This window comes from Micromonospora sp. NBRC 110037 (genome assembly GCF_001652995.1).
Lineage (GTDB): Bacteria > Actinomycetota > Actinomycetes > Mycobacteriales > Micromonosporaceae > Micromonospora > Micromonospora chalcea.
Genome location: NZ_BBVA01000002.1, coordinates 1749693 through 1772960 on the forward strand (window position 1 = coordinate 1749693; position 23268 = coordinate 1772960).

26 protein-coding genes are annotated in these 23268 nt (G+C 73.7%); 18 read left to right on the plus strand and 8 right to left on the minus strand.

What is annotated here, in order from left to right:
- The first annotated feature begins 47 nt into the window (after window positions 1–47).
- Complete coding sequence (locus tag A4R25_RS07005; protein WP_064446038.1) at window positions 48–383, plus strand: nucleotide pyrophosphohydrolase; 336 nt, start codon at window positions 48–50, stop codon at window positions 381–383.
- Window positions 384–511: 128 nt separating this feature from the next.
- Window positions 512–2410, plus strand: a complete 1899-nt coding sequence (locus A4R25_RS07010) for a DUF2075 domain-containing protein (RefSeq protein WP_064446039.1) — start codon at window positions 512–514, stop codon at window positions 2408–2410.
- On the opposite strand, the gene A4R25_RS07015 is transcribed toward A4R25_RS07010, so the two are convergent.
- Complete coding sequence (locus A4R25_RS07015; RefSeq protein WP_231915445.1) at window positions 2405–2914, minus strand: hypothetical protein; 510 nt, start codon at window positions 2912–2914, stop codon at window positions 2405–2407. The two genes, A4R25_RS07010 and A4R25_RS07015, sit on opposite strands and share 6 nt — an antisense overlap.
- Before the next feature lie 79 nt (window positions 2915–2993).
- On the opposite strand from A4R25_RS07015, the gene A4R25_RS07020 reads away from it, so the two are divergent.
- Entirely contained in the window at window positions 2994–3725 is a 732-nt protein-coding gene (locus A4R25_RS07020; protein WP_064446040.1) for a class I SAM-dependent methyltransferase, read from the plus strand.
- A 22-nt stretch (window positions 3726–3747) separates the two neighbouring features.
- On the plus strand, window positions 3748–4644 hold the full coding sequence (locus tag A4R25_RS07025; RefSeq protein WP_064446041.1) for an arginase family protein: 897 nt from the start codon (window positions 3748–3750) through the stop codon (window positions 4642–4644).
- Here the strand turns inward: A4R25_RS07025 and A4R25_RS07030 are convergent.
- Window positions 4641–5054 carry an NUDIX domain-containing protein gene (locus A4R25_RS07030; protein WP_064446042.1) on the minus strand — a complete coding sequence of 138 codons (414 nt, stop codon included), beginning with the start codon at window positions 5052–5054 and terminating at the stop codon, window positions 4641–4643. The two genes, A4R25_RS07025 and A4R25_RS07030, sit on opposite strands and share 4 nt — an antisense overlap.
- A 148-nt stretch (window positions 5055–5202) precedes the next feature.
- On the opposite strand from A4R25_RS07030, the gene A4R25_RS07035 reads away from it, so the two are divergent.
- Both A4R25_RS07035 and A4R25_RS07040 read left to right on the plus strand, forming a co-directional pair.
- Window positions 5203–6144, plus strand: coding sequence for a sugar phosphate isomerase/epimerase (locus A4R25_RS07035; protein ID WP_064446043.1), 942 nt, complete (start codon window positions 5203–5205; stop codon window positions 6142–6144).
- Between the two features lie 73 nt (window positions 6145–6217).
- The gene (locus A4R25_RS07040; RefSeq protein WP_064446044.1) at window positions 6218–6838 is read left to right on the plus strand and encodes a bifunctional 2-polyprenyl-6-hydroxyphenol methylase/3-demethylubiquinol 3-O-methyltransferase UbiG; all 621 of its coding nucleotides are present in this window, start codon (window positions 6218–6220) and stop codon (window positions 6836–6838) included.
- 23 nt (window positions 6839–6861) lie between these two features.
- Here A4R25_RS07040 and A4R25_RS07045 read toward each other — a convergent pair whose 3' ends face one another.
- Both A4R25_RS07045 and A4R25_RS07050 read right to left on the minus strand, forming a co-directional pair.
- Window positions 6862–7371 (minus strand): pyridoxamine 5'-phosphate oxidase family protein, encoded by a 510-nt coding sequence (locus A4R25_RS07045; protein WP_064446045.1) that lies wholly within the window; start codon window positions 7369–7371, stop codon window positions 6862–6864.
- A gap of 39 nt (window positions 7372–7410) precedes the next feature.
- A complete protein-coding gene (locus A4R25_RS07050; protein ID WP_064446046.1) occupies window positions 7411–8433 on the minus strand; it encodes a LacI family DNA-binding transcriptional regulator in 1023 nt (340 codons plus the stop codon).
- Between the two features lie 104 nt (window positions 8434–8537).
- On the opposite strand from A4R25_RS07050, the gene A4R25_RS07055 reads away from it, so the two are divergent.
- The 9 genes from A4R25_RS07055 (at window position 8538) to A4R25_RS07095 (ending at window position 17219) form a co-directional block, all read left to right on the plus strand.
- On the plus strand, window positions 8538–9689 hold the full coding sequence (locus A4R25_RS07055; RefSeq protein WP_064446047.1) for a Gfo/Idh/MocA family protein: 1152 nt from the start codon (window positions 8538–8540) through the stop codon (window positions 9687–9689).
- Window positions 9686–10849 carry a dihydrodipicolinate synthase family protein gene (locus A4R25_RS07060; RefSeq protein ID WP_064446048.1) on the plus strand — a complete coding sequence of 388 codons (1164 nt, stop codon included), beginning with the start codon at window positions 9686–9688 and terminating at the stop codon, window positions 10847–10849. Before A4R25_RS07055 ends, A4R25_RS07060 begins: the two co-directional genes overlap by 4 nt.
- Window positions 10846–11685, plus strand: a complete 840-nt coding sequence (locus A4R25_RS07065) for a sugar phosphate isomerase/epimerase (RefSeq protein ID WP_064446049.1) — start codon at window positions 10846–10848, stop codon at window positions 11683–11685. Before A4R25_RS07060 ends, A4R25_RS07065 begins: the two co-directional genes overlap by 4 nt.
- Before the next feature lie 74 nt (window positions 11686–11759).
- Window positions 11760–12926: an SGNH/GDSL hydrolase family protein gene (locus A4R25_RS07070; protein ID WP_064446050.1), complete on the plus strand. Its 1167-nt coding sequence runs from the start codon at window positions 11760–11762 to the stop codon at window positions 12924–12926.
- 64 nt (window positions 12927–12990) lie between these two features.
- Window positions 12991–13575, plus strand: a complete 585-nt coding sequence (locus tag A4R25_RS07075) for an RNA polymerase sigma factor (RefSeq protein WP_157538988.1) — start codon at window positions 12991–12993, stop codon at window positions 13573–13575.
- The gene (locus A4R25_RS07080; RefSeq protein ID WP_064446052.1) at window positions 13572–14384 is read left to right on the plus strand and encodes a hypothetical protein; all 813 of its coding nucleotides are present in this window, start codon (window positions 13572–13574) and stop codon (window positions 14382–14384) included. The genes A4R25_RS07075 and A4R25_RS07080 overlap by 4 nt, the downstream gene beginning before the upstream one ends.
- A gap of 74 nt (window positions 14385–14458) precedes the next feature.
- Window positions 14459–15256 carry an ATP-binding cassette domain-containing protein gene (locus tag A4R25_RS07085; RefSeq protein WP_064446053.1) on the plus strand — a complete coding sequence of 266 codons (798 nt, stop codon included), beginning with the start codon at window positions 14459–14461 and terminating at the stop codon, window positions 15254–15256.
- The gene (locus A4R25_RS07090; RefSeq protein ID WP_064446054.1) at window positions 15253–16608 is read left to right on the plus strand and encodes a hypothetical protein; all 1356 of its coding nucleotides are present in this window, start codon (window positions 15253–15255) and stop codon (window positions 16606–16608) included. The genes A4R25_RS07085 and A4R25_RS07090 overlap by 4 nt, the downstream gene beginning before the upstream one ends.
- On the plus strand, window positions 16605–17219 hold the full coding sequence (locus A4R25_RS07095; RefSeq protein WP_064446055.1) for a hypothetical protein: 615 nt from the start codon (window positions 16605–16607) through the stop codon (window positions 17217–17219). The genes A4R25_RS07090 and A4R25_RS07095 overlap by 4 nt, the downstream gene beginning before the upstream one ends.
- Before the next feature lie 49 nt (window positions 17220–17268).
- Here A4R25_RS07095 and A4R25_RS07100 read toward each other — a convergent pair whose 3' ends face one another.
- The 3 genes from A4R25_RS07100 to A4R25_RS07110 are packed head-to-tail and all read right to left on the minus strand — an operon-like array spanning window position 17269 to window position 20675.
- Window positions 17269–19218 (minus strand): beta-propeller domain-containing protein, encoded by a 1950-nt coding sequence (locus A4R25_RS07100; RefSeq protein WP_231915446.1) that lies wholly within the window; start codon window positions 19216–19218, stop codon window positions 17269–17271.
- A 48-nt stretch (window positions 19219–19266) separates the two neighbouring features.
- A complete protein-coding gene (locus A4R25_RS07105) occupies window positions 19267–19563 on the minus strand; it encodes a MoaD/ThiS family protein (protein ID WP_064446057.1) in 297 nt (98 codons plus the stop codon).
- On the minus strand, window positions 19560–20675 hold the full coding sequence (locus A4R25_RS07110; RefSeq protein WP_043324247.1) for a sialidase family protein: 1116 nt from the start codon (window positions 20673–20675) through the stop codon (window positions 19560–19562). The genes A4R25_RS07105 and A4R25_RS07110 overlap by 4 nt, the downstream gene beginning before the upstream one ends.
- Window positions 20676–20837: 162 nt before the next feature.
- Between A4R25_RS07110 and A4R25_RS07115 the strand changes: the two genes are divergently transcribed.
- Entirely contained in the window at window positions 20838–21248 is a 411-nt protein-coding gene (locus tag A4R25_RS07115) for an MmcQ/YjbR family DNA-binding protein (protein ID WP_064446058.1), read from the plus strand.
- Between the two features lies 1 nt (window position 21249).
- On the opposite strand, the gene A4R25_RS07120 is transcribed toward A4R25_RS07115, so the two are convergent.
- On the minus strand, window positions 21250–21786 hold the full coding sequence (locus tag A4R25_RS07120; protein ID WP_064446059.1) for a GNAT family N-acetyltransferase: 537 nt from the start codon (window positions 21784–21786) through the stop codon (window positions 21250–21252).
- A 108-nt stretch (window positions 21787–21894) separates the two neighbouring features.
- Between A4R25_RS07120 and A4R25_RS07125 the strand changes: the two genes are divergently transcribed.
- Both A4R25_RS07125 and A4R25_RS07130 read left to right on the plus strand, forming a co-directional pair.
- A complete protein-coding gene (locus tag A4R25_RS07125) occupies window positions 21895–22773 on the plus strand; it encodes a S9 family peptidase (protein ID WP_064446060.1) in 879 nt (292 codons plus the stop codon).
- Between the two features lie 67 nt (window positions 22774–22840).
- A complete protein-coding gene (locus A4R25_RS07130; protein ID WP_064446061.1) occupies window positions 22841–23257 on the plus strand; it encodes an ASCH domain-containing protein in 417 nt (138 codons plus the stop codon).
- Window positions 23258–23268: the final 11 nt, after the last annotated feature.

Here is a 23268-nt window from a genome sequence, read left to right on the forward strand (position 1 = left end):
GGCGAAGCCCGTTCTCGGGCTACCGAGAGCGGTGTCAGACTGCGGGGATGGAGGACTTGACGGCCCGCGTTCGGGCGTTCGCGGAGGAACGAGACTGGCAGCAGTTCCACACGCCGAAAAACCTCGCGATGGCACTGGCCGGCGAGGTCGGGGAACTGGTCGCCGAGTTCCAGTGGCTGACCCCGGAGCAGGCCGCCACGGTGATGGACGACCGCGAGGCGGGCGCACGCGTGCGAGCGGAGATCGGCGACGTCATGATCTACCTGACGAGGCTGGCGGACGTCCTCGACATCGACCTGACGCAGGCCGCCCTCGCCAAGTTGACCGAGGTCGCCGTCCGCTATCCCGCCGAGGATGTCAGAGGCTCCGCGGCCAAGCGGTAGCAGGGCGTGCCATGCGGATGATCTCTCCGCTACAGTCCACCCGTACAAGCGCGTAACGACGGGCTTCCGGTCGTCGCCGGACACGCCCCCCATGCGCACGATCATTTCGTGCTGCCCGGGGGCAAGTCGTGTCAGCCTTTCGCACCTCCGCCGACGGACTGCTGCGCTACGCGGCCGGTGGCGCCCTCGCCGACCGGATCGCGGAGCACATCGGGCACAACGTGAGCGCCTCCGAACGGCGGTCCTGGGAGCGGAGCCTGCCGGTGCTAGCCCAGGATCTCGCCGACGCGGGTCTGGGCCAGGTCGAGATGCTGGTGGAGTACCAGCTCCCGCTGACCAGCAAGCGGATCGACGTCGTCCTCGCCGGGACACATCCGAGGACGGCCGAGGACTCCTACGTCGTGGTGGAGTTGAAGCAGTGGTCGCGGGTCGAGTCGTACGAGGGGTCCGAGAGCCTGGTCCTGGTCGAGCACGCCGCCACCCCTCGGCTGCATCCAGGCGTGCAGGTCGAGGACTACTGCGGATACCTCGCGGACTTCCTCGGGGTGCTCGCTCATTCGCACAACCCGATCGTCGGGGCCGCCTACCTGCACAACGCCGTCGACCGCGACATCGACGACCTCTTCGCCCGGCGAGCGACGGAGCAGAGCCGGATCTTCACCAAGCAGCGCCGCGGCCGGTTCCTCGACTACCTGCGCAGCCACCTGGCCCCCGGCTCCGGCGCGGCCGCCGCGGATCGCTTCCTCACCAGCTCGGTACGCCCCAGCAAGCGCCTGTTGTCCTACGCCGCCGCCGAGCTGAAGGACCGGTCCCACTTCACCCTGCTCGACGAGCAGCGCCTGGCGTACGAGCTGGTGCTGCACGCCGTGGAACGTGCGCGCAGCGCCGACCGCAAGTCGGTAGTGGTGGTGGCCGGCGGGCCCGGCAGCGGCAAGAGCGTCATCGCACTCTCGGTGCTCGGTGAGCTCGCCCGGCAGCAGCGCTCGGTCATGCACGCCACGGGCTCCCGCTCGTTTACCCAGACGCTGCGGCGTTACGCGGGCAAGGGCTCCACCCGGTTGAAGAACCTGTTCGGTTACTTCAACAGCTTCATGACCGCCGAGCGGAACGGCCTCGACGTGCTGATCTGCGACGAGGCGCACCGGATCAGGGAGACGTCGGTCAACCGGTTCACGCCGAAGGCGAAGCGGGACCGTGCCCGGCCGCAGATCGATGAACTCATCGCCGCGGCCCGGGTACCGGTCTTCCTGCTCGACGAGCACCAGGTGGTCAAGCCGGGCGAGCTGGGGAACGTCGACGTCATCTCCACGTACGCGAAACAGCTCGATCTGGACATCGAGGTGGTGTCACTGCACGACCAGTTCCGGTGCGGCGGCAGTGAGGCGTACGAGGAGTGGGTCGTCGACCTGCTCGGCCTCGACGGCGGCAAGCCGTCGGTGTGGGCCGGAGACGGACGCTTCGACCTGCGGCTGGCGGATTCGCCGGAGGAGATGGAGGCTTTCCTGGCCGCGAAGCAGGAAGCCGGGGAGACGGCGCGCATGTCGGCCGGCTACTGCTGGCCGTGGAGCGATCCACGGCCGGACGACTCGCTGGTGGCCGACGTACGGATCGGTGGTTGGGCGCGTCCCTGGAACGTCAAGAGCGACCGCAGCGTCGGCGACGCGCCGGGCAGCGCGTTCTGGGCCACCGACTCGCACGGTTTCGGCCAGGTCGGTTGCGTGTACACCGCACAGGGCTTCGAGTACGAGTGGTCCGGTGTCATCCTCGGACCCGACCTGGTCGCCCGGGGCGGACGGCTCGTCACCCAGCGGGCGGAGTCGAAGGATCCGGCTTTCCGTAGCCGCAAGTCGCTCAGTGACGCGGAGGCGGACCGCCTGATCCGTAACACCTACAAGGTGCTGATGACGCGAGGCATGCGCGGCACGATCCTGTACTCGACGGACGCCGAGACCCGTGCATGGCTCGGCTCGCTGATCCGCGTGGAACGCGGCCTCGAGACGATCTACGAGCGGCTCGGCGGTTCATAATTCCCTGGGAATTGCCGGTTCGGGGCACGGCCGGGTCACCGGTCGCGGGCCCCAGTCCGGCGGCGGTACGACGGCGAGCTGCGGCTCCCCGCTGATCGGTTCGAGCGCGTGCACGATCCGCAGGTCCCCGTCGGCGGCGGCATCCTCGTCGGTCAGCACCCGGCCGCTGCTGCCGTCGGTGCTCACCAGCACCCACCGGTCGGGGTGGATACCGCCGTCGTCGACGAGCGCCCGTACGCCGAACTCGCGGGCGAGGGTGACCGCGAGATCACGCTCGCCGTGGTCGGTGGCGGCGGCCAGTTCGGTGTCGCCGGTGAGGATCCAGCCGAATCCCTCGTCCGCGTCGGGCGGCGTCAGCATCGCCACCGGGCGCGGATCGTCCACGGCGCGGTCCTCGACCCGCCCGACGTACACGCTCTCCGGCGCGACGCCGTACTCCGTCAGCAGGAACCGGCGGAGGGCGTCCGCCGGCAGCTCGGCCTCGAAGTGGATCCGATATCGCACCCCTGCCCCTCTCCGAAGCCGAGCCCGATCCGCCACAGTGTCTTGCCTCGGCGGCCCGCCGGGGAGTTGGCTGTCGAGTATGGCCCGCATTGCGTACCACGACGCTGACGCCGAGGCGTTCGCCGCGACCCGGCACCTCACCGACGACGGTCTCACGGCCTGGCGGGCCGCCGTCGCCCGGCATCTCACCCCGCGCTCCGGGATGCGACTGCTCGACCTGGGTGCCGGGACGGGTAGCTGGGCACGCGCGTTCACCGACTGGTTTCCCGGCGTCGAGGTGGTCGCCGTCGAGCCGTCGGCGGCGATGCGCGCCCGCTGTGTGTTCGCGCCACTCGTCGCAGGCGACGCCGGGCACCTCCCTCTGGCCGGCGGCAGTGTCGACGGCGCCTGGCTGTCCACGGTTATCCACCACGTGCCCGACCTGGCCGCGACGGCACGCGAGCTGCGCCGGGTGCTGCGTCCCGGCGCCCCGGTGCTCATCCGGTCCGCGTTCGCCGGTAGGCACGAGGCGATCACGCTGTTCGACTACTTCCCGGAGGCGGTCCGCGTGCTGGACACGTACCCGAGCATCGCCGACGTCGGGGCCGCCTTCGCCGCCGCCGGCTTCGCCACCGCGGCGGTCGAGGCGGTCCCGCAGGTCACCGCACCCTCGCTGCGGGAGGCGGCGGCCGGCCTGCGCCGGGAGGCGCACACGCCGCTTCAGCTCATCACCGATGCGGAGTACGCCGCCGGCATCCAGCGGCTACGCGAGGCAGCAAGGACGGTCGACGGCCCGGTCGTCGACGCCCTCGATCTGCTCGTGCTGCGCTGAAACACGCGGTTAGGGTGAAGTGATGGATCATCGTCAGTGGACGGTCGTCGGCGCGCCGTCGAGCGCCGGCGCGCACACCCCGGGTGTCGAGCGCGCCCCGGCCGCCCTGCGCGCCGCCGGCCTGCTCGACCTGCTGCGCGACGGGGCGGACGTCGAGGACTGCGGTGACGTGCCGGGCTTCCGGTGGCGGCCCGATCCGGCGTACCCGAGGGGGCAGAACGCGGGCGCGGTGGCCGCCGTCGCGTCGGCGGTGGCCGACCGGGTCGCGGGCGCGCTGGGCCGCCGCCGCGTGCCGCTGGTGCTCGGCGGCGACTGCACAGTGACGGTCGGCCTGGTCGCCGGGTGCGCGCGGGCCGGGCTGTCGCCCGCGCTGGTGTACGTGGACGGCGGCCCGGACCTGTACACGCCGGTGACCCGCGCCAACGGCAACCTGGACGCGATGGGGCTGGCGCACATGCTCGGTCTGCCGGGGACGCTGCCCGAGGTGGCGGGCGTCGGACCGGTGGTGCCGCTGCTGTCGCCGGAGCGCGTGGTGGTGTACGGCGACTCGCTGCCCCGGGGTGACCACGAGCGGGATCTGGTGGCGGAACTGGGGCTGGCGTACGTGCCCGCCGACGAGGTGCACGCCGACGCGCGGCCGGCGGCGCGCCGGGCCCGATCGGTGGCCGAGGCCGCGGCCGACGGGTTCGTGGTGCACTTCGACGTGGACGTGCTGCGTTTCGTGGACGCGCCGCTGGCGGACGTGCCGGAGCCGTCCGGGCTGAGCCTGGACGAGGCGGCGGCAACGCTGGCGGAGCTGGTGGCGAGCCCGAAGTTCGCCGGGTTGTCGGTCACCGAGATCAACCCGCACCATCTGCCGGACGACGAGCTGCTCCCCCGGTTCGCCGGTGTGTTCGCCGGGGCGCTGACCGAGGGCTAGGCCGTCTCCGCGAGGTGCAGCGGCAGCACCTTCGCCGCGCTCACCGCCAGGTCGCGGTCGAGCACCTCGTCGCGGGGCACGAAGAGCATCGCCTGTCCCTCACCGAGCACCACGTCCTCCTGGCGCGCGTCGGTGGTGCCGCGGAAGACGTACACGGTGACGGTGTGCGCAAAGCCGTCCTCGTGCGGGCGGGGACCGCTCCACAGCAGGTGCAGCTCCCCGGCGGTCAGCCCGGTCTCCTCCAGTAGCTCGCGCCGGGCGGCCTGCTCCGGTGTCTCGCCGGGTTCGATGCTGCCGCCGGGCAGGCTCCACTGGTACGGAGACACCGGCGCGTTGCCGTCGCGGTGCTGCATGAGGATCGCGCCGGTCCGGTCGACGAGCAGGACGAGGGCGACGTCGTATGCGGCCACTCCCCGAGCCTGCCACGCGGCACCGGCGACACGCAGCCCCCCACTTTCTGCAGCATCGACCGAAAGTTCGATTCAGAGCACCAGAAGCCATAGACATATCGACATAGCTTTTGTAGCGTCAGCGCGCAGGCGACGAAGGAGTGCGACCATGTGCTACGGACATGACGGACACGCCGCGCTGCAACAGTCACTTGACCGGCGTGGCCTGCTGCGCGGCTCCCTGGCGGCGCTCGCCGGGATCGGGCTCGCCACCGGGCTCGGCGCGACGGCCGCCCAGGCCGGCGGACACCACCACGGCCGGCGTCCGGTGCCGAAGGAGTTGATCAGCCTCCAGCTCTGGACGGTCCGCGACGCGCTCAACGGCTCCCCCGGCTACGACGCGACGCTGGCGCACCTGGCCCGCATCGGCTACCCCCGGGTCGAGCTGGCGCTCGGCTACTTCGGCCGTACCGCGCGGGAGCTGCGCCGCTTCCTGGACGGCATCGGCGTCAAGGCCAGCTCCAGCCACGACGGCATCGCCGCCGACGCCGGCGCGCTGGAGCAGAAGATCGCGAACGCTCGGACGCTGGGCCAGCGGTTCATGGTGGTGCCGTACCTGAACTCCGACCGCGAGGACGACTGGAAGCGCTGGGCGGAGCAGATGAACGTCGAGGCCGCCGCCGCGCGCAGGGCGGGCCTGCGGTACGGCTACCACAACCACGCGCACGAGTTCACCATCGACTTCGGCAACGGCCGGCGGCCGTGGGACGTGCTGACCGAGGAACTCGACCCGCGCCTGGTGCACCTGGAGATCGACATCTACTGGGCCGTCACCGGCGGCATCACCTCCGGCGAGGGCGTCGACGACCCGGAGGGCTTCACGCTCGACGTGATCCGCTCCGCGCCGCAGCGCGTGTTGCAGTACCACGTCAAGGACCGCGACCCGGCCACCGGCGACATGGCCGACCTGGGCACCGGGATGATCGACTTCGCCCGGATCTTCCGTGGGCACCAGGTGCTGGAGTACATCGTGGAGAACGACACGCCGGACGTGACGCCGCAACGGACCGCTGAGGTCGGCTACCGCTACCTGCGCCGCCTGCGGTTCTGACCCGCGGCGGGGCACGGACGGCCGCCGGGCGTGACACGCTCGGGGGTGGCCGCGCCGACCGAGGGGGTACGCGATGACCGACGAGCCGGACGACGTCCACTACGACCACCTCTACCGGGACACCGAACGGCCGCCGTGGGAGATCGGCGGTCCGCAGCCGGCGCTCGCCGCGGTCCTCGACACCGGGGTACGCGGGCCGCGCGTGCTCGACGTCGGCTGCGGCACCGGCGAGTTGGCGCTCGCGCTTGCCCGCCGCGGTCTCGACGTGACGGGTGTCGACATCTCGGCGGTGGCGATCAATCAGGCGCGGGCCCGGGCCGCCCAGGCGGGACTGCCGGCGCGTTTCGAGGTGTGCGACGCCACGGCGATCCCGGTGCCGCCGGTGCCGTACGACTCGGTGTTCGACTCCGGGCTGCTGCACTCGCTGGACCGGCGGGGCGCCGCCGTACGCGACTACCTGGCGCTGCTGCCGCGCCTGACCGCGCCCGGCGGGGTGGTGTTCGTGCTGGCGGTGTCGCCGGAGGCGGGCCAGGGCTGGGGTCTGGACGCCGACGCCCTGCGCGCGGCGCTCCCGGAGCCGCTGTGGTCACACGTCACGGTGGAGCGGATCGACGTGCTGGCCCGGGTCGAGGGCGCGGACCTGCGGCTGGCCGGCAATCTGCTGCGCGCCACCCGCTCCCCCGTCGGTCCGTAGCGGGACCGGTCCGGCGGGCGGCGTCAGCGGTGCCAGTGCTGACGTGGGGCGTAGCCCTCGCGGCGCAGCCAGTGTTCGGTGTAGACGATCCGGTCGGCCTCGATCACGACGAGCGGGTCCTCGGGCGGCTCGGACAGCGACCGGCCGCGCTCGGCGTGTTCGCTCTCCCAGCGGAACGCGGCCCAGTGGTGGGCCCGGTCCGGATGCTCCGGCCCGAGCACCCGGGCGGTGCCGAACACCTGCGCGCCGCGGCTGCTGGCCAGCCCGACCAGCGGCGCGAAGACGCCGACCGACACGCGCGGGTCGGCGGCGATGTTGCGCATCTTCGGCGAGCGCGGCGCGGCGGTGAACATCAGCGTGAAGCCCAGCGGGTAGTAGCGCACCGGCGTGGCCAGCGGGCCGTCCGGACCGACTGTGGCGAGCACGCACATGTTCTGCGACGACAGCAGGTTGAGGATGCGTTCGGCGAGGCGGTCCCGGTCCAGCTTCCTCGTCGGCGCCGGCCCGGTCAGCCAGGGGTTCGTCAGCGGCACGGGGCATCCTCGATCATGACGGCACCCTACCGGCCGGGTTCAGGCGCGGGCCGGCGCGGTGCTGGCCCGCAGCACCACCTCTGCGGGCAGGCGGGTGATCCGCCGGCGGCGGCCCGGGTTCTCGGTGAGCGCCAGCTCCATCGCCTTCTCGCCGAGCTGGCGCAGCGGCAGCGCCACTGTGGTCAGCGGTGGGGTGAGGTCGCGGACGATCGGGATGTCGTCGAAGCCCGCCACCGAGATGTCGCCGGGCACGGACAGCCCGTGGTCGCGCAGCGCCGCGTACGCGCCGACGGCCATCACGTCGGTGAGCGCGAACACGCAGGTGGCGTCGAGGCCACGGCCGAGCAGCTCGGTCATCGCCTGGTAGCCGCCGTCGCGGGTGAACTCCGCCTCGGCCACCGCCGCCGGGGACAGCGTCACGCCAGCGGCGGCCAGCTCGTCGCGGAACCCGCCGAACCGGTCGGCGACGGTGGTGAGCTCGGACGGGCCGGAGAGCACGGCGAAACGGCGGTGCCCGAGGCCGAGCAGCGCGCGGGCCAGCGCGGCGGCCCCGGCCCGGTTCTCCGGCAGGACGCTGTCGACCTTCAGGTTGCGGTGCCGGCTGACCACGGCGACCCGGCCGCCGCCGTCGAGGTAGGGCGTCAGCTCGGCGGCCAGCGCGCGATCCCAGCGCGGGTCCTCGAAGCCGGAGCCGATGAGCAGGATGGCCGGGGCGCGTTCGGCGCGCAGCATCGACACGTACGCGATCTCGCGTTCCGGGTCGCGGAACGTGCTGGCGAGCATGACCAGCAGGTCGTTGTCGGCGGCGACCCGCATGACGCCACCGGCGACGGCGGCGAAGTAGGGGTCGGTGACGTCGTGGCAGATCACGCCGACGCTGCGGTGCGACGCGCCGGCCAGCGCGCGGGCGTGGGCGTTCGGGGTGTACGCGAGCCGCGCGGCGGCGGCCAGGACGCGGTCGTGCAGGTGCGGGGTGACCCGCCGCCCGTTGAGCGCCCGGGAGGCGGTGGCCAGTGAGACGTCGGCCGCTCTGGCCACGTCTTCCAGCGTCACGTGCGGCATCGATGAGTCTCCCTGCGGAACGTCTTGACCCGGTGTTCCGGCGTGGCTACGGTAACACCCTGAAAGCGCTTACTGAAAGCGCATTCACCGCTGGGAGGGGCACAGTGGAGCGCACACCCGTCGGGATCATCCTCAACGGCGTCACCGGGCGGATGGGCTACCGGCAGCACCTCGTCCGGTCCCTGCTGGCCATCCGCGACCAGGGCGGCGTGCCCGCGCGCGACGGCAGCCGGATCTGGCCCGAGCTGACGCTCGTGGGCCGCGACGCGGGCCGCCTGGCCGAGATCGCCGAGCGGCACGGGCTGTCGGCGTACACGACCGACCTGGACGCGGCGCTCGCCGACGACGCCCACCAGATCTACTTCGACGCCCAGGTGACCGCCGCGCGGGAGAAGGCGATCCGGGCGGCGATCGAGGCCGGCAGGCACGTCTACACCGAGAAGCCGCTCGCCGAGGACTTCCTCGCCTCGCTGGAACTGGCCCGGCTCGCCGCCGCCAGGGGCGTCCGCAACGGCGTCGTACAGGACAAGCTGTTCCTGCCCGGCCTGCGCAAGCTCAAGCGGCTGGTCGACGGCGGCTTCTTCGGCCGGATCCTGTCGGTGCGCGGCGAGTTCGGCTACTGGGTGTTCGAAGGCGACTGGCAGGCCGCGCAGCGTCCGAGCTGGAACTACCGCGCCGAGGACGGCGGCGGCATCACGCTGGACATGTTCCCGCACTGGCACTACGTGCTGGAGCAGATCATCGCCCCGGTCACCGCCGTCACCGCCGTCACCGCCACGCACATCCCCGAGCGCGTCGACGAGAACGGCGGCCACTACCGCGCCACGGCCGACGACGCCGCGTACGGCATCTTCGAACTCGCCGGCGGCATCGTCGCGCAGATCAACTCCTCCTGGGCGGTGCGCGTGCACCGGGACGAGCTGGTCGAGTTCCAGGTCGACGGCACGCACGGCAGCGCTGTCGCCGGGCTGCGCGACTGCCGTATCCAGCACCGGGGCACCACCCCGATGCCGGTGTGGAACCCGGACCTGCCGGTCACCGAGCCGTTCCGCGCGCAGTGGCAGACAGTGCCGGACAACGGCGAGCACGACAACGCGTTCAAGGTGCAGTGGGAGGCGTTCCTGCGGCACGTCGTCGACGACGAGCCGTTCCCGTGGGACTTCCTGGCCGGCGCGCGCGGCGTGCAACTGGCCGAGGCCGGGCTGCGCTCGGCCCGGGAGGGGCGGCGGGTGCAGATCGAGGAGATCCCCCGGTGAGCACGCGCATCATGCTGCCGGCGCCGGACGGCGGCTCCGAGCGGCTGACGCTACGGGAACCGCCCGCCTGGCAGCGGCCGTCCGCGCCGCCGGCCAGCCGGATCGCGTACGCGGCCGCGCACGTCGTCGCCGACCCGTACGCCGACAACTCCCCCGGCCGCCCGGCGGGCCTGGACTGGGACGCGACGCTCGCGGTGCGGCGCGACCTGTGGTCCTGGGGGCTCGGTGTGGCCGAGGCGATGGACACCGCGCAGCGCGGGATGGGGCTGGACTGGACGGCCAGCCGCGAGCTGATCCGGCGCAGCGCCGCCGAGGCCGCCTCCTGCGGCGGGCGGATCGTCGCCGGGGTGGGCACCGACCAGCTCACCGGCGTCCCGCGCACGCTCGACGAGGTCGTCGCCGCGTACGCCGAGCAGCTCGCGGTCGTGCAGGGGTACGGCGCCACGCCGGTGCTGATGGCCAGCCGGCACCTCGCCGCGCTCGCCACCGGCCCGGAGGACTACCTGCGCGTCTACGAGCGGGTGCTGCGGGAGGCCGGCGCGCCGGTGGTGCTGCACTGGCTCGGCGACATGTTCGACCCGGCGCTGTCCGGCTACTGGGGCTCGACCGACCTGGACGAGGCCACCGCCACGTTCGCCGCGCTGGCACACGCCCACGCCGACCTGGTCGACGGCGTGAAGATGTCGCTGCTCGACGCCGGGCGGGAGGTGCGGCTGCGGGAACTGCTGCCGCCGACGGTGAAGGTCTACACCGGCGACGACTACCACTACCCGGAGCTGATCGAGGGCGACGGGAAACGGTTCAGCCACGCGCTGCTCGGCGCGTTCGCGGCGATCGCCCCGGCCGCGTCGGCCGCGCTGGCCCGGCTCGACGCGGACGACAGGGCCGGGTTCCGGGCGATCCTCGACCCGACGGTGCCGCTGTCCCGGCACCTGTTCGCCCCGCCGACGCCCTACTACAAGACCGGCATCGCGTTCCTGTCCTGGCTCAACGGCCGACAGCCCGGCTTCACCATGGTCGGCGGCCTGCACGGCGGGCGCGGCGTCCCGCACCTGGTCGAGGCGTTCCGGCTGGCCGACGCCGCCGGGCTGCTGCTCGACCCCGAGCTGGCGGCACGGCGGATGCGCGCGTACCTGGACGTGGCGGGCGTGCCCGGATGACCACCGATGCGCGGCTGGCGAAGCTGTCGCTCAACCAGCGCACCACGCAACGCTGGTCGGTGGCGCAGGCGGTCGACGGCTGTGTGCGCGCCGGCATCCCGGCGATCGGGCTGTGGCGCGAGCCGGTGGCCGAGATCGGCGTACCGGCCGCGGCGCGGCTCGTCACCGACGCCGGGCTGCGGGTGTCGTCGCTGTGCCGGGGCGGGTTCCTCACCGCCGCCGACGACGCTGGACGGGCCGCGGCCCTGGCGGACAACCGGCGCGCGATCGACGAGGCCGCCGCGCTGCGCGCCGCCTGCCTGGTGCTCGTCGTCGGCGGGCTGCCGCCCGGCTCCCGTGACCTGGCGGGCGCCCGGCAGCGGGTCGCCGACGCGCTGGCCGAGCTGGCCCCGTACGCGGCTGCGCGCGGGGTACGCCTCGCGCTGGAGCCGCTGCACCCGATGTACTGCGCCGACCGGGCCGTGCTGTCCACGCTCGGGCAGGCCCTCGATGTGGCCGAGGCGTTCCCGGCCGAGCAGGTCGGCGTCGTGGTGGACACGTTCCACGTCTGGTGGGATCCGGACGTGTGGCGGCAGATCGCCCGGGCCGGGACGCGGATCGCGAGTTTCCAGATCTGCGACTTCCTCACCCCGCTCCCGGCCGACGTGCTGCTGGGGCGCGGCATGATGGGCGACGGGCACATCGACTTCCCGCCGCTGCGCCGCGCGGTGGAGGCCGCCGGATACTCGGGCGACGTCGAGGTGGAGATCTTCAACGCCGAGGTGTGGGCCACCGACCCGGACCAGGTGCTCGCCACCATGACCGCCCGGTACGTGGATCTCGTGCTCACCGACTGACTCAGTGTCACGAGTCCGGCCTGTCGGATAAATCAGGTGGCCCGTCCCCCGGATCCGGGGGCAGGATCGGGATCATGGCATCCCCGCACCTCACCACTCCGATCACCTCCGACCTGCTGCGCGGCGCGCTCGACCTGGAACAGACCGCCGACGGGGTGCTGCCGCACCGGCTGCCCGCGTGGGCCCGGGCGCAGAACATCGACCCGCAGCTGACGACGGCGGAGGCGATGCCCTCGGGCGTACGGCTGGTGTTCCGCACCCGCGCCACCACCGTCGAGCTGGACGTGCTGCCGATGAAGATGGTCTACCGGGGCACCGGGCCGCGTCCCGACGGCCGCTACGACCTGGTCGTGGACGGCCGCCTCGCCGGTCAGGCCACCGCCGGTGGCGGCAAGGTGCTCACCATCGACCTGGCCACCGGCACGTCCGGCATCGAGCCCGGGCCGGTCGGCACGGTGCGCTTCACCGACCTGCCCGCCACCGACAAGGAGGTGGTGATCTGGCTGCCGCAGCGGGAGATCACCGAGCTGGTGGCGCTGCGCACGGATGCGCCGGTCGAGCCGGTCGACACGGGTGACCGCCGGGTGTGGCTGCACCACGGCAGCTCGATCAGCCACGGCTCGGACGCGGAGAGCCCCACCGGCACCTGGCCGGCGGTGGCCGCCACGCTGGCCGGCGTGGAGCTGGTCAACCTGGGGTTCAGCGGCAGCGCGCTGCTCGATCCGTTCACCGCCCGCGCGATGCGCGACACCCCGGCCGACCTGATCAGCGTCAAGATCGGCATCAACGTGGTGAACGCCGACCTGATGCGGCTGCGCGCGTTCGGCCCGGCCGTGCACGGCTTCCTGGACACCATCCGGGAGGGGCACCCGCACACGCCGCTGCTTGTCGTGTCGTCGATCCTGTGCCCGATCCAGGAGGACACGCCCGGCCCGGGCGCTGTCGAGTTCGTCGACGGGAAGGTGCGGTTCCGGGCCACCGGCGACCCGGCCGAGGTGGCATCCGGCCGGCTCACGCTGCGCGTCATCCGCGCCGAGCTGGCCCGGATCGTGGCGTCCCGGGCCGGCGCGGACCCGAACCTGCACTACCTCGACGGGCTGGAGCTGTACGGCGAGGCCGACTACGCCGAGCTGCCGCTGCCCGACGAGCTGCACCCCGACCCGGCCGCCGACCGCCGCATCGGCGAGCGGTTCGCCGCGCTGGCGTTCGGACCGAAGGGACCGTTCGCCGCCGCGCAGTGACGGACACCCGCCCACGGCGCGGTGTGACCCAGGTCACGCCGCGCCGTGATCCGTCGGAGGGGCCGTGAACGACCATCTAGGCGTGGGAGGAAGCAAACAGGACGAGGAGCGGCTGCTGCGGCGGGTCGCACGCGGCGACCTCGACGCGTTCGACGAGCTGTACCGGCGTACGTCGCCGTGGCTCGCGATCCGGCTGCGGCGGCGCTGCGCGGACGACGGCATCGTCGCCGAGGTCCTCCAGGACACGTACCTGACGGTGTGGCGGGCCGCCGGCTCGTTCTCCGGCATCCGGCGCTCCGGTGGATCGGACGCGCCGGGCGGTTCGGCCGCCGGCTGGATCTGGACCATCGCGGCCCGGCGCCTGGTCGACGCGCTGCGCCGCCGCGCCCGCATGCAGGAGGTGCCCACCGACGTGCTTCCGGTACGCAGCGCGCCGGCCGCCGAGGACGAGGCGCTCGCCGGGTCGTTCGGCTCGGAGGTAGGAGCCGCGCTGGACGCGCTGGCCCCGGAACTGCGGGCGGTGCTCGCCGCGATGGTCCTGGACGGACTGACCGTCCGGGAGACATCGGTCCTGCTGGGGGTGCCGGAGGGCACCGTGAAGAGCCGGGCGCGGCGTGCCCGCAACGCGCTACGGGAGGCACTGGCATGACCGCTCACGTTCCCCCGCCGGCACTGGTCGCGTACGCGGCGGGCAGCCCCGACGACGCTGCCGCCTGGACGATCGAGGTGCACCTGGAGGGCTGCGCCGAGTGCCGCGACCGGCTCGGCGAGCTGGCCGCGCCGCCGCTGCGGGCGCTGCTCGGCGACGCCCGGGAGGCGATCCTGGCACAGGCCCGCACCGGGCCGCGACCGGTGCCCCGGCGACCGCTGCGACGGTGGTGGCTGCGCTGGACCGACTGGTCGCTGCTGGCCTGGGCGGCGATGACGTGCACGGCGATCCTCGCCGCGGTGCTGCTGGACCGCAACTACCCCGAGCAGCCCTCGACGGTGCTGCTGCTCGCGCCGGTCGCGCCGCTGGCCGGGCTCGCGGTGGCCTGGTCCCGACGCGCCAACCCGAACTGGGAGGTGGTCGCCGGCACCGCCCGCGCCGGGCTGGAACTGCTGCTGCGCCGTACCCTCGCGGTTCTGCTCCTGGTCGCGCCCGTGCTCGCGGTGGCCGGGCTGGCGGTCGGCCGCAACCCCGCGCTGTGGCTGCTGCCCTGCCTGACGTTCACCGCGGCGACGCTGCTGCTCGGCAGCCGCGTCGGCGTGCCGCTGGCCGCCGCCGTCCTCGGCGGCGGCTGGCTCACCGCGGTCGCGGCCGCGTCGTTCACCGGCGACGCCGACGCGGCCCGCGCCGCCGCCGTCACCGAAGCCCTGCTCCGGCCCGCCACCATGCCCGCCTGGGCGGCGGCCGCCGCCGTGCTCACCGCGCTGACCGTGCTGCGCGCCGACCACCTGCGGCGGCCCGCCGGCTGACGCCGGCCCTCCGGAACCACGCCACGGCGCCCCGCCGGCGCCGCGGACGACCCTGCCCCGAGAAGGAGACGACATTGGTACGCGCAGTGAGCGCCGACGAGGTGGCGCCGACCCGGCACGCCTGGCGGATCGAGGCGGTGGGACTGTCGGTGAAGGCCGGACGGCACCTGGCCGTCGACAACCTCGGCCTGACGCTGGGCAGCGGCGTGCACGGGCTGCTCGGCCCCAACGGCGCCGGCAAGAGCACGCTGATGCGCGCGCTCGCCACAGTGGTCAAACCACACGGCGGGGTGCTCCGGCTGCTCGGCGCGGACGCCACCGCGTCCCGCGAGCTGCGGCCGGTGCGCCGCCGGCTCGGCTATCTGCCGCAGCAGTTCGGCTACTACCCCCGGTTCACCGTCCGGGAGTACGTCGAGTACGTGGCCTGGCTGCGGGAGATGCCGGCCTCGGCGGTGCCGGGCGCGACCCAGCGGGCCATCGACCGGGTACGCCTCACCGACCGGGCCGACGCCAAGCTCAAGTCGCTGTCCGGCGGCATGCTGCGCCGGGCCGGCATCGCCCAGGCGATCGTGAACGAACCGGACCTGCTGCTGCTCGACGAACCGACAGTCGGCCTGGACCCGGAACAGCGGGTCGAGTTCCGTGAGCTGATCCGCGAACTCGGCGCGGACGCCTGCGTGCTGGTCTCCACCCACCTGGTGGAGGACGTGGTGGCGGCCTGCTCCGACGTCATCCTGATGGACCAGGGCACCCGCGTGTTCCAGGGCCTGCCCGCCGACCTGGTCCGCCACGGCGAGACCGGCGGTGTCGGCGACAGCCCCGCCGAGCGCGGCTACTCGTACCTCCTCCAGCAGCACCGGAGCGCCCGATGATCCGACAGGTACGCGTCGAACTGCGCCGCTCCAACGCGCCGGTCGTGGCGGTGCTGCTGATCGCCGTCGGCGTCCTCGGCACCGCCAGCATGTACGACTTCTGGCAGGGACAGTGGCTGCGGCTGGGCTACGTGCACGCCTCCAACGTCTTCCTGCTGATGCCGCTCGCGCTCGCCGGTGGCGCGGTGCTCGGCCGCCGGGACCGCCGTACCCGCGCCGACGAGCTGATGAACAGCACCGGCCGGCCCCGCTGGCAGCGCGCGCTGCCCGCGATGACCGCGCTCGGCGTCGCCGTCGCGGCCGCGCACCTGCTCGTGGTCGCCGCCAGCGCGGCGGTGATCGCCACCGGCGGCACCTACCTCGGCCTACGCGGACTCGCCGGGCCGCTGATCGACGTGCTGGTGCTGGTGGGCGCGGCCTGGGTCGGTGTGGCAGCGGGCCGGCTGTGGTCCTCACCGCTGCTGCCGCCGCTGCTGGCCGCCGCCGGCCTGGTGGCGCAGGAGGGCACCGCCATGCTCGGCGGTCCGGGCAGCACCAGCCGGCTGTCGAACGCCTCCCTGATGATCTCCTGGCCGCCGGACACGCCGTGGGAGACGCTGTCCGACCGGCTGCTGCTCAGCCGCCTCGCGCTGGGTGTCGGGCTGGTCCTCGCCGGACTGCTGCTGACGGCGGGCCGGTCGTGGCCGCTCCGGGCCGGCGCGGCGGCGAGCCTCGCCGCCGGTGTCGCGGGACTCCTGCTGATCAGCACACCGGGTCCGGCCGGCATCTGGCAGCTCGACCAGTCTGCGCGCCGTTACGTCTGCGCCGACGGCACGCCGCAGGTGTGCGTCACCGCGATCAACGCGCACCTGCTGCCCCAGATCACTCCCGAGGCCCGCCGCGGGCTCGACGCGCTGGCGAAGCTGCCGAACGCACCGACCCGCGCGGTGGAACTGCGGCTGGACACCATCGGCAGCAACGACAGCGAGCAGTGGCACCGGCCCAAGCCGGCACCGGACAGCGTGCAGTTCCTCCTGGAGGTCGACCCGGACAGCGGCCGGGTCGCCGACGTGGCCGAGCGCATCGCCCTGGGCGGCGGCACCATGTGGTACGGCTGCGGGCGCAGCGGCGACGACATCGCCCCGGCGATCGCCGCGGCCTGGCTGCTCGACGCCGAGACGGTGCGGCTGTGGGACTCCTGGACCGGATACCGGTACGCCGACGAGAAGCAGGAGGAGATCCGGGACGGGGTGCGGCAACTGCGCGCGCTGCCCGAGCCGGAGCAGCTGCGGCGCATCACCGCGCTGCGGGACGCCGCCGCGCGCTGCGAGCCGGACCTGATGCCGGCGCTCACCGGACGGGCCGCGCCGTGACCCGCTGGCTGCCGCTGTACGTGCGGTCCCGCCGGCTACCCGCCGCCCTGGCCGGATCCGCTATCGCCGTCGCCGTGATGGCCGTCGCCTGGGCCGGCTTCACCGACCGCCCCGAGGTGCCCGCCGGCCTCGCCGTGCTCACCACCGCCCTGGCGGTGGCGCCGCTGGGGCCGACGCTCGCCGGCACCGACCCGGCGCTGGAACGGACCGCCGCGTGGCAGTGGGCGCCGCGCCGGGCCGGGCACCTGCTCGGGTACGCCGCGGCGGTGGTCGGGCTGCTGGCCGCCGCCCGCGTCCTCGGCGTCGACTTCGGACCGCTGTCCGTGCTGGCCCGCAACACGGCCGGGCTGATCGGGCTGGTCGGCCTCGGCGCGGCGCTGGCCGGCGCCCGGGCCGCCTGGCAGGCGCCGACCGCCTGGGCCGCCATGGCGTCCTTCATGGCCGCGCCGGGCGGGCCGGAATGGCGGCAGGCGGCGCTGTGGATGGCGCAGGAGCCGGGCAACCGAATCGCCGCGGTCACCGCCACGACGTTCCTCCTCGGCGGCGTCGTCGCGTACGCGGCGCGGGTGGGACCGCAGGTGGCGGCGGCCGAGGCGGCGCTGGAACAGTGACGTGCCGGGCCTCGTCGCACGCCTACCGCGCGGCGAGGCCCGGCCGCTGTCAGCTCAGCGGCACCCAGGCCAGGCTGGTCATGCCGGCCAGGGCGGTCGCCTTGAGACCGGCGTCGGAGACCGTCCAGAGCACGCCGTCGATCATCAGCGAGCGGCGGATCGGCGTCCGCTCGCCGCCGTCGGCCAGGCTCCCCGGATGGTCCACCGCGCCGGCCACTGTGAATCCCTTGTCGCCGAGCCGCAACGCCAGCACACCACCGAACGGCGGGCGCTTCGTGCCGTCGGGCCCATCGGTGTCCACGCCCGACTGCATCACCGGGATCACCACCAGCCGCTCCGGCGGCCAGTAGAGGAACGCGTGCGGGTCGTGCTCCGCCTCCGACCAGCCACGGGCGACGTGGTGCTGGGCGATCCGGGTGGGCCGGGCCGGGTCGGCGACGTCGAACAGCGACACCTGGGTGCCGGTCACCTGCCCCTGGCCGGTCGCGTCCTGGCCGACGCCGATCAGGCGGCCGTCGCCGGCCGGGTGCAGGTACGCCGAATACCCGTTGATCTTCAGCTCGCCGGTCACCCGGGGCGCGGCCGGGTCGCGCAGGTCCACGCCGTACAGCGGGTCGGTCTGCCGGAACGTGACCACGTATCCGGTGCCGCCGACGAACCGCACCGCGAAGATCCGCTCGCCCTTGCCGAGGCCGGTGACCGCGCCGACCCGCTTGAGCGTGGGACCGTCGGCGCGCAGCACGTAGACGCCGGACTGGGAGGACCTCTCCCGCCTCCACGTGTCGCCGCTGGTGGTGGCGACCCGCAGGTGACCGTCCCACTCGGACAGCGCGTACTGGTTGATCAGCCAGCCGGGCACCGACCCGGCGGCGACGAAGCGCGGCGTGCCCGCGGCGGTGTCGAACTGATAGATCTCGGTGCTGACGTCGCGCGCCTCCGGTGACGCGGCGCGCCACGTCCGCCAGCGCTGGTCGGCGGCGACGTAGAGGCGTCGACCGTTGCTGTACACGGTGTCGCCGTCCGCGAACACGGTGACCGGGTCACCGGCGCCGAGCGCGGGCGCGCCCAGGTCGAAGCTGAGCACGGTGAGCGTCGAGGCGGCGGAGAAGCCGGCCGGCCGGCTCACCCGATCGCAGCCGACCCGACCGCTGCCGACAGTGCGGACGCTGTCGCGGATCTCGTAGCGGGGCAGCCAGTCGTCGAGCGTGGCCTTGTCGACGACCGCGCGGTTCGCGGCGATCCGCTGCGCGTCGGTACGCTCCCCCGGCTGCTGCGGAAACTCGAGCCGGTGACCGGAGCTGATCACGATGCGGGCGGTCGCGCCGACCTGCCGTGCGTCGACCATCCGGCCGTCGATCCGGTACTCGCCGACGACGCGCGGCGCTGCGGCGAGGTCGACCAGGACCAGCCGGGCCTGCCCGACCACGCCGGGTGCGGGACGCCGACCGGGCACCGTGGACTCGGGGGCCCTTCCGGCGCGCAGCAGCACGAGCGCGCGGTCCCCGTGCAGCAGCAGGCTGCCCTCCTGCCCGGAGAACCGGTCGGCGGCCGGATCGAGCGCCAGCCGGCCGGTCTGCCGGCGGGTCGCCGGGTCGACGACCGTCAGCACGCCCCGGCCGTACGTGACGATGCGCCGGCCGTCGGTCTTGACCAGGTCCGGCTCGTCCACGCCGGCCTCGTGCACGTTCGTCCCGGAGAAGTCCGGAGTGGACGCCGGCCCGGCCGCCTTCTGGGCGCCGCTGTCGGCCCCGGCCTCCGCGCCGAACCGGAGCAGGTCGCGGCCCGGCCCGAGACCCCACGGTCCCACCGCCGCCCGAGCGGCCGCCCGGATCTGCCGTAGCGCCTCGTCGCAGGAGTCGAACGCGACGAGCCGCAACCCACCGGCCGGAACGGGCCGGCCGGTGGGCGGCGGATCGGCCGAGGGTGACGCGGTGCAGCCACCGAGGGCCAGCGCGGCGGCCATCGTCCATCCGATCGTCCGGAATCTGCGAAAGGTCATGGGCCGTCAGACGTGGCCGCGGCGAGCACGGTTCCCGGCCGAACGCGCTCAGCCGCCGGCCATCGCGCCGAGCACGATGAACGGCTCCTTGCCCTTGACGACCTCCTCGGGCAGCGGATCGTCCGGCGACTCGTTCGACAGGTCCAGCTCGCAGGCGTAGAAGCGGACGAACGGCCGGCGCTTCCCGCTGTGCCGGTCGCGGATCGTGCCGAGCAGCATCGGGTACGCGGCCTCCAGCGCGTCGAGCACCTCCCGCTGGGTCGGCGGCCCGGCCACCTCGACGCGTACCTCGCCGGTGACGTGCGCCAGGTTCTTCAGGTGCGCCGGCAGCACCACCCGGATCACGGCAGCACCTGGACCTCGACCGAGAGCACGGCCGGCAGGTCGCGCACGATCGGCGCCCAGGTGTCGCCGCCGTCGGCCGAGTGATAGACCTGACCGCCGGTGGTGCCGAAGTAGATCCCGCAGGGGTCGAGCGTGTCGACGGCCATCGCGTCGCGCAGCACGTTGACGTAGCAGTGCGACTGCGGCAGCCCTTCGGTCAGCGGCTCCCAGTGCTCACCGCCGGTACGGCTGCGGTAGACGCGCAGCTTGCCCTCCGGCGGGTAGTGCAGCGAGTCGCTGGTGATCGGCACCACGTAGACCGTCTCCGGCTCGTGTGCGTGCACCGCGATCGGGAAGCCGAAGTCCGTCGGCAGGTCGCCGCTGATCTCCCGCCAGTTGCCGCCGGCGTCGTCGGTGCGCATGACGTCCCAGTGCTTCTGCATGAACAGCGTGTCCGGCCGGGACGGGTGCTGGGCGAGGCGGTGCACGCAGTGCCCCACCTCGGAGTCGGTGTCGGGGATCTCGCCGGAACGAAGTCCCTTGTTGATCGGCAGCCAGCTCGCGCCGCCGTCGTCGCTGCGGAACGCGCCCGCCGCCGAGATCGCGACGTAGATCCGGTCCCGGTCGGCCGCGTCGAGGATGATCGTGTGCAGGCACATCCCGCCCGCGCCGGGCTGCCAGGACGGGCCGGTCGGGTGCTGCCGCAGCGCGGTCAGTTCGGACCACTTCTGGCCGCCGTCGGTGGACAGGTAGAGCGCGGCGTCCTCACCGCCCGCGTACACGGTGTCGGGGTCGTGGCGGGACGGCTCCAGGTGCCAGATCCGCTTGAACTCCCACGGGCGCGGGGTGCCGTCGTACCAGAGGTGCTGCCCGACCTCGCCGCTGTAGGCGAAGTCGTTGCCGACTGTCGTCCAGTTCCGGCCGCCGTCGTCCGAACGCTGGATCAGCTGCCCGAACCAGCCGCCGGACTGGGACGCGTAGAGCCGGTCCGGTTCGACGGGTGAACCTGTGAGGTGGTAGATCTCCCATCCGCCGAAGTGCGGTCCGTCGACGGTCCAGTCGTCGCGCTTGCCGTCCGACGTCAGAATGAACGCGCCCTTGCGCGTGCCGACAAGTACCCGTACGCCGCTCATGTTTCGTCCTCCATCCAGGTGTCTTCCCTGCACTGACCGCGGGCCTCGCCGAAACTCATCGTCGTGGTACTCCCAGGCTTGACATTTCTCCGCCGGACGCGCGGCGACCGGGCGCCACGCCGGTACGGCGGGAATGTCGGGGGCTGCGGCTAGCGTGCGGGCATGACCGGTCCCGGAGACGTTCCGCCCGAGCACCTCGACCGCCTGCGCCCGGTCTGCCTCGGCCTGCCCGACGCCTACGAGGAGCCGGCCTGGGTGGGTGTGCGGTGGCGGGTGCGCGGCCGCACGTTCGCCCACGTGCTCACCGTCGACCCCGGCCACCAGGCCGCGTACGCGCGGGCGGCGGCGACCGACGAGCCGGTGTGCGTGATGACGTTCCGCTCCCCCGGCGACGAGATCGCCGGGCTGCTCGCGGCCGGGCCGCACTTCTTCAAGCCGGACTGGGCCGCCGACGTGGTCGGCCTGCGACTCGACGCGGACACGGACTGGACCGAGGTCGCCGAGCTGCTCATCGAGAGCTACTGCGTGCTGGCCCCGAAGAAGCTCGTGGCGCTGGTCGACCGGCCCGGTTGAGTCAGCCGAGCTTCTTGCGCAGCGTCTCGAACGCCAGGTCCGGCCGCAGCGGCACGCCGAAGCGCTCGTCGCCGTACGGGAACGGGCTCAGCTCGCCGGTGCGGACGTAGCCGCGCCGCTCGTACCAGGCGATCAGGTCGTCGCGCTGGACGATCACGGTCATCCGCATCTCACCGGCGTGCCACTGCTGCGTCGCGTACCGCTCGGCCTCGGCCAGTAGCTCCCGGCCCAGGCCGCCGCCCTGCCGGCCGGGGGCCACCGCGAACATCCCGAAGTAGACGTGGTCGTCGCGGCGTTCCAGCTGGCAGCAGGCGAGCAGGTCACCGTCCTGCTCGGCGACCAGCACCACGCCGTCCGGGGCGGTGACCGCCGAGGCGACCATGTCCGGGTCGGTGCGCTGCCCGGCCAACAGGTCCGCCTCGTGGGTCCAGCCCTGCCGGCTGCGCTCACCCCGGTACGCCGACTCGATCAGGTCGACGAGGGCGGCCACGTCGCCGGGGCGGGCGACCCGGACGGTACGGGATGCGGGGCTGGTCATGGCGGTTCTCCACGGTCGCGGCTGCGTACCTGGTCAGCGTACGCACGCGGGCGTTGCGGGCGGCGGCCGGGACCACGGGGCGGGACGGCTGGTGGTTCACTGCCCGGCATGGAGACGACGATCGGCACGGCGGGCCTGCCCGCGGTCCTCGACCTGCCGGCCGCGCCGGTACGGGGAGGCCTGGTGGTGCTGCACGGCTCGCACGCCGGGCAGCGTTCCCATTTCCTGTACGCGCACCTGGCCCGGCTGCTGCCCAGGGCCGGGATCGCGGTGCTGCGCTACGACCGCCGCCCCCGCGTCGACGGGCACGACGTGCCGCTGGCCGACCAGGCCGAGGACGCGGTCGCCGCGCTCACCGAGCTGCGCCGGCACGTCGGGGCGGTCCCGGTCGGGTTGTGGGGGTTCAGCCAGGGCGCGTGGGCGGCGGCGCTGACCGCCACCCGGCACCCGGTCGACTTCCTGGTCCTGGTCGGGTGCAGCGGGGTGAGCCCCGCGAGGCAGATGCGCTACGGCACCGCTGAGCAGTTGCGCCGGCACGGGTACGGGCCGGCCGACGTGGTTGAGCTGACCCGGCTGCGCGCGCTCGCCGAGGACTATCTGCGCGGTGACGTGCCACGCGCGGTGGCGCAGGCGGAGCTGGACGTCGCCGTGCGCCACCCCTGGTTCCCACTGGCGTCCCTGCCCGAGGAACTGCCCGCCACGCCCGGCACGTGGACCGACATGGACTACGACCCGGCACCGGTGCTGGCGCGGCTGACCTGCCCGGTGCTGCTCTGCTGGGGCGAGACGGACGCCTGGATCCCGATCGAGGACAGCCTCGAGGTGTGGCGGCGGGCGGCCCGCGACGCCGAGCTGACGGTGGCCCGGCTGGCGGGCTGCGACCACGCGCCCACGCTCGGCGAGGGTGAGGACCTGGACAGTGTCAGCCCGCAGTACGAGCGGGTGCTGTTGGGCTGGCTGGACCGCCTGCTGCCGCCGGCCGGCTGAGCGGGCTGCCGGTTCCGCCTCCAATTCTCCGCGCGCCGCGCCGCCGCCGACGGCTAGCCTGCCGGGCATGGATGCCGCGCTGCCCACCTTCGAGTTCGCCTTCCCCGGCCCGCTGCGCGACCAGCTCGTCGCCGCCGTGCTCGACGGGAGCAAGACCACCACTACCGCGCTGGTCCAGGACTACGAGATCGACGGCGAGCCGCTGCCGGCCGTCGGTACCCGCTCGGCGGTGATCGACTCCGACGGCCGGCCCGTGGCGGTGATCGAGCTGGTCGAGGTCCGCGTCGCCCGCCTCGGTGACGTCGATCTCGACCACGCGCGGGACGAGGGCGAGGGCTACGAGTCGGTCGCCGCCTGGCGGGCCGGCCACGAGCAGTTCTGGCACGGCGAGGACTACCGCGGCTGGCTCGGCGACCCCACGTTCACCGTCGACGACGACACCATGGCCGTGCTGGAACGCTTCCGCCTGGTCGAGACGCTCTGACCGCGCGCCCG

What these genes read in the sequence shown, in the direction of transcription:
- A4R25_RS07005 (WP_064446038.1), top strand. Translation starts at nt 48, where the DNA reads ATGGAGGACTTGACGGCCCGCGTTCGGGCGTTCGCGGAGGAACGAGAC.
- A4R25_RS07020 (WP_064446040.1), top strand. Translation starts at nt 2,994, where the DNA reads ATGGCCCGCATTGCGTACCACGACGCTGACGCCGAGGCGTTCGCCGCG.
- A4R25_RS07025 (WP_064446041.1), top strand. Translation starts at nt 3,748, where the DNA reads ATGGATCATCGTCAGTGGACGGTCGTCGGCGCGCCGTCGAGCGCCGGC.
- A4R25_RS07035 (WP_064446043.1), top strand. Translation starts at nt 5,203, where the DNA reads ATGTGCTACGGACATGACGGACACGCCGCGCTGCAACAGTCACTTGAC.
- A4R25_RS07040 (WP_064446044.1), top strand. Translation starts at nt 6,218, where the DNA reads ATGACCGACGAGCCGGACGACGTCCACTACGACCACCTCTACCGGGAC.
- A4R25_RS07050 (WP_064446046.1), bottom strand. Translation starts at nt 8,433, where the DNA reads ATGCCGCACGTGACGCTGGAAGACGTGGCCAGAGCGGCCGACGTCTCA.
- A4R25_RS07065 (WP_064446049.1), top strand. Translation starts at nt 10,846, where the DNA reads ATGACCACCGATGCGCGGCTGGCGAAGCTGTCGCTCAACCAGCGCACC.
- A4R25_RS07070 (WP_064446050.1), top strand. Translation starts at nt 11,760, where the DNA reads ATGGCATCCCCGCACCTCACCACTCCGATCACCTCCGACCTGCTGCGC.
- A4R25_RS07080 (WP_064446052.1), top strand. Translation starts at nt 13,572, where the DNA reads ATGACCGCTCACGTTCCCCCGCCGGCACTGGTCGCGTACGCGGCGGGC.
- A4R25_RS07090 (WP_064446054.1), top strand. Translation starts at nt 15,253, where the DNA reads ATGATCCGACAGGTACGCGTCGAACTGCGCCGCTCCAACGCGCCGGTC.
- A4R25_RS07100 (WP_231915446.1), bottom strand. Translation starts at nt 19,218, where the DNA reads ATGACCTTTCGCAGATTCCGGACGATCGGATGGACGATGGCCGCCGCG.
- A4R25_RS07110 (WP_043324247.1), bottom strand. Translation starts at nt 20,675, where the DNA reads ATGAGCGGCGTACGGGTACTTGTCGGCACGCGCAAGGGCGCGTTCATT.
- A4R25_RS07115 (WP_064446058.1), top strand. Translation starts at nt 20,838, where the DNA reads ATGACCGGTCCCGGAGACGTTCCGCCCGAGCACCTCGACCGCCTGCGC.
- A4R25_RS07120 (WP_064446059.1), bottom strand. Translation starts at nt 21,786, where the DNA reads ATGACCAGCCCCGCATCCCGTACCGTCCGGGTCGCCCGCCCCGGCGAC.
- A4R25_RS07125 (WP_064446060.1), top strand. Translation starts at nt 21,895, where the DNA reads ATGGAGACGACGATCGGCACGGCGGGCCTGCCCGCGGTCCTCGACCTG.
- A4R25_RS07130 (WP_064446061.1), top strand. Translation starts at nt 22,841, where the DNA reads ATGGATGCCGCGCTGCCCACCTTCGAGTTCGCCTTCCCCGGCCCGCTG.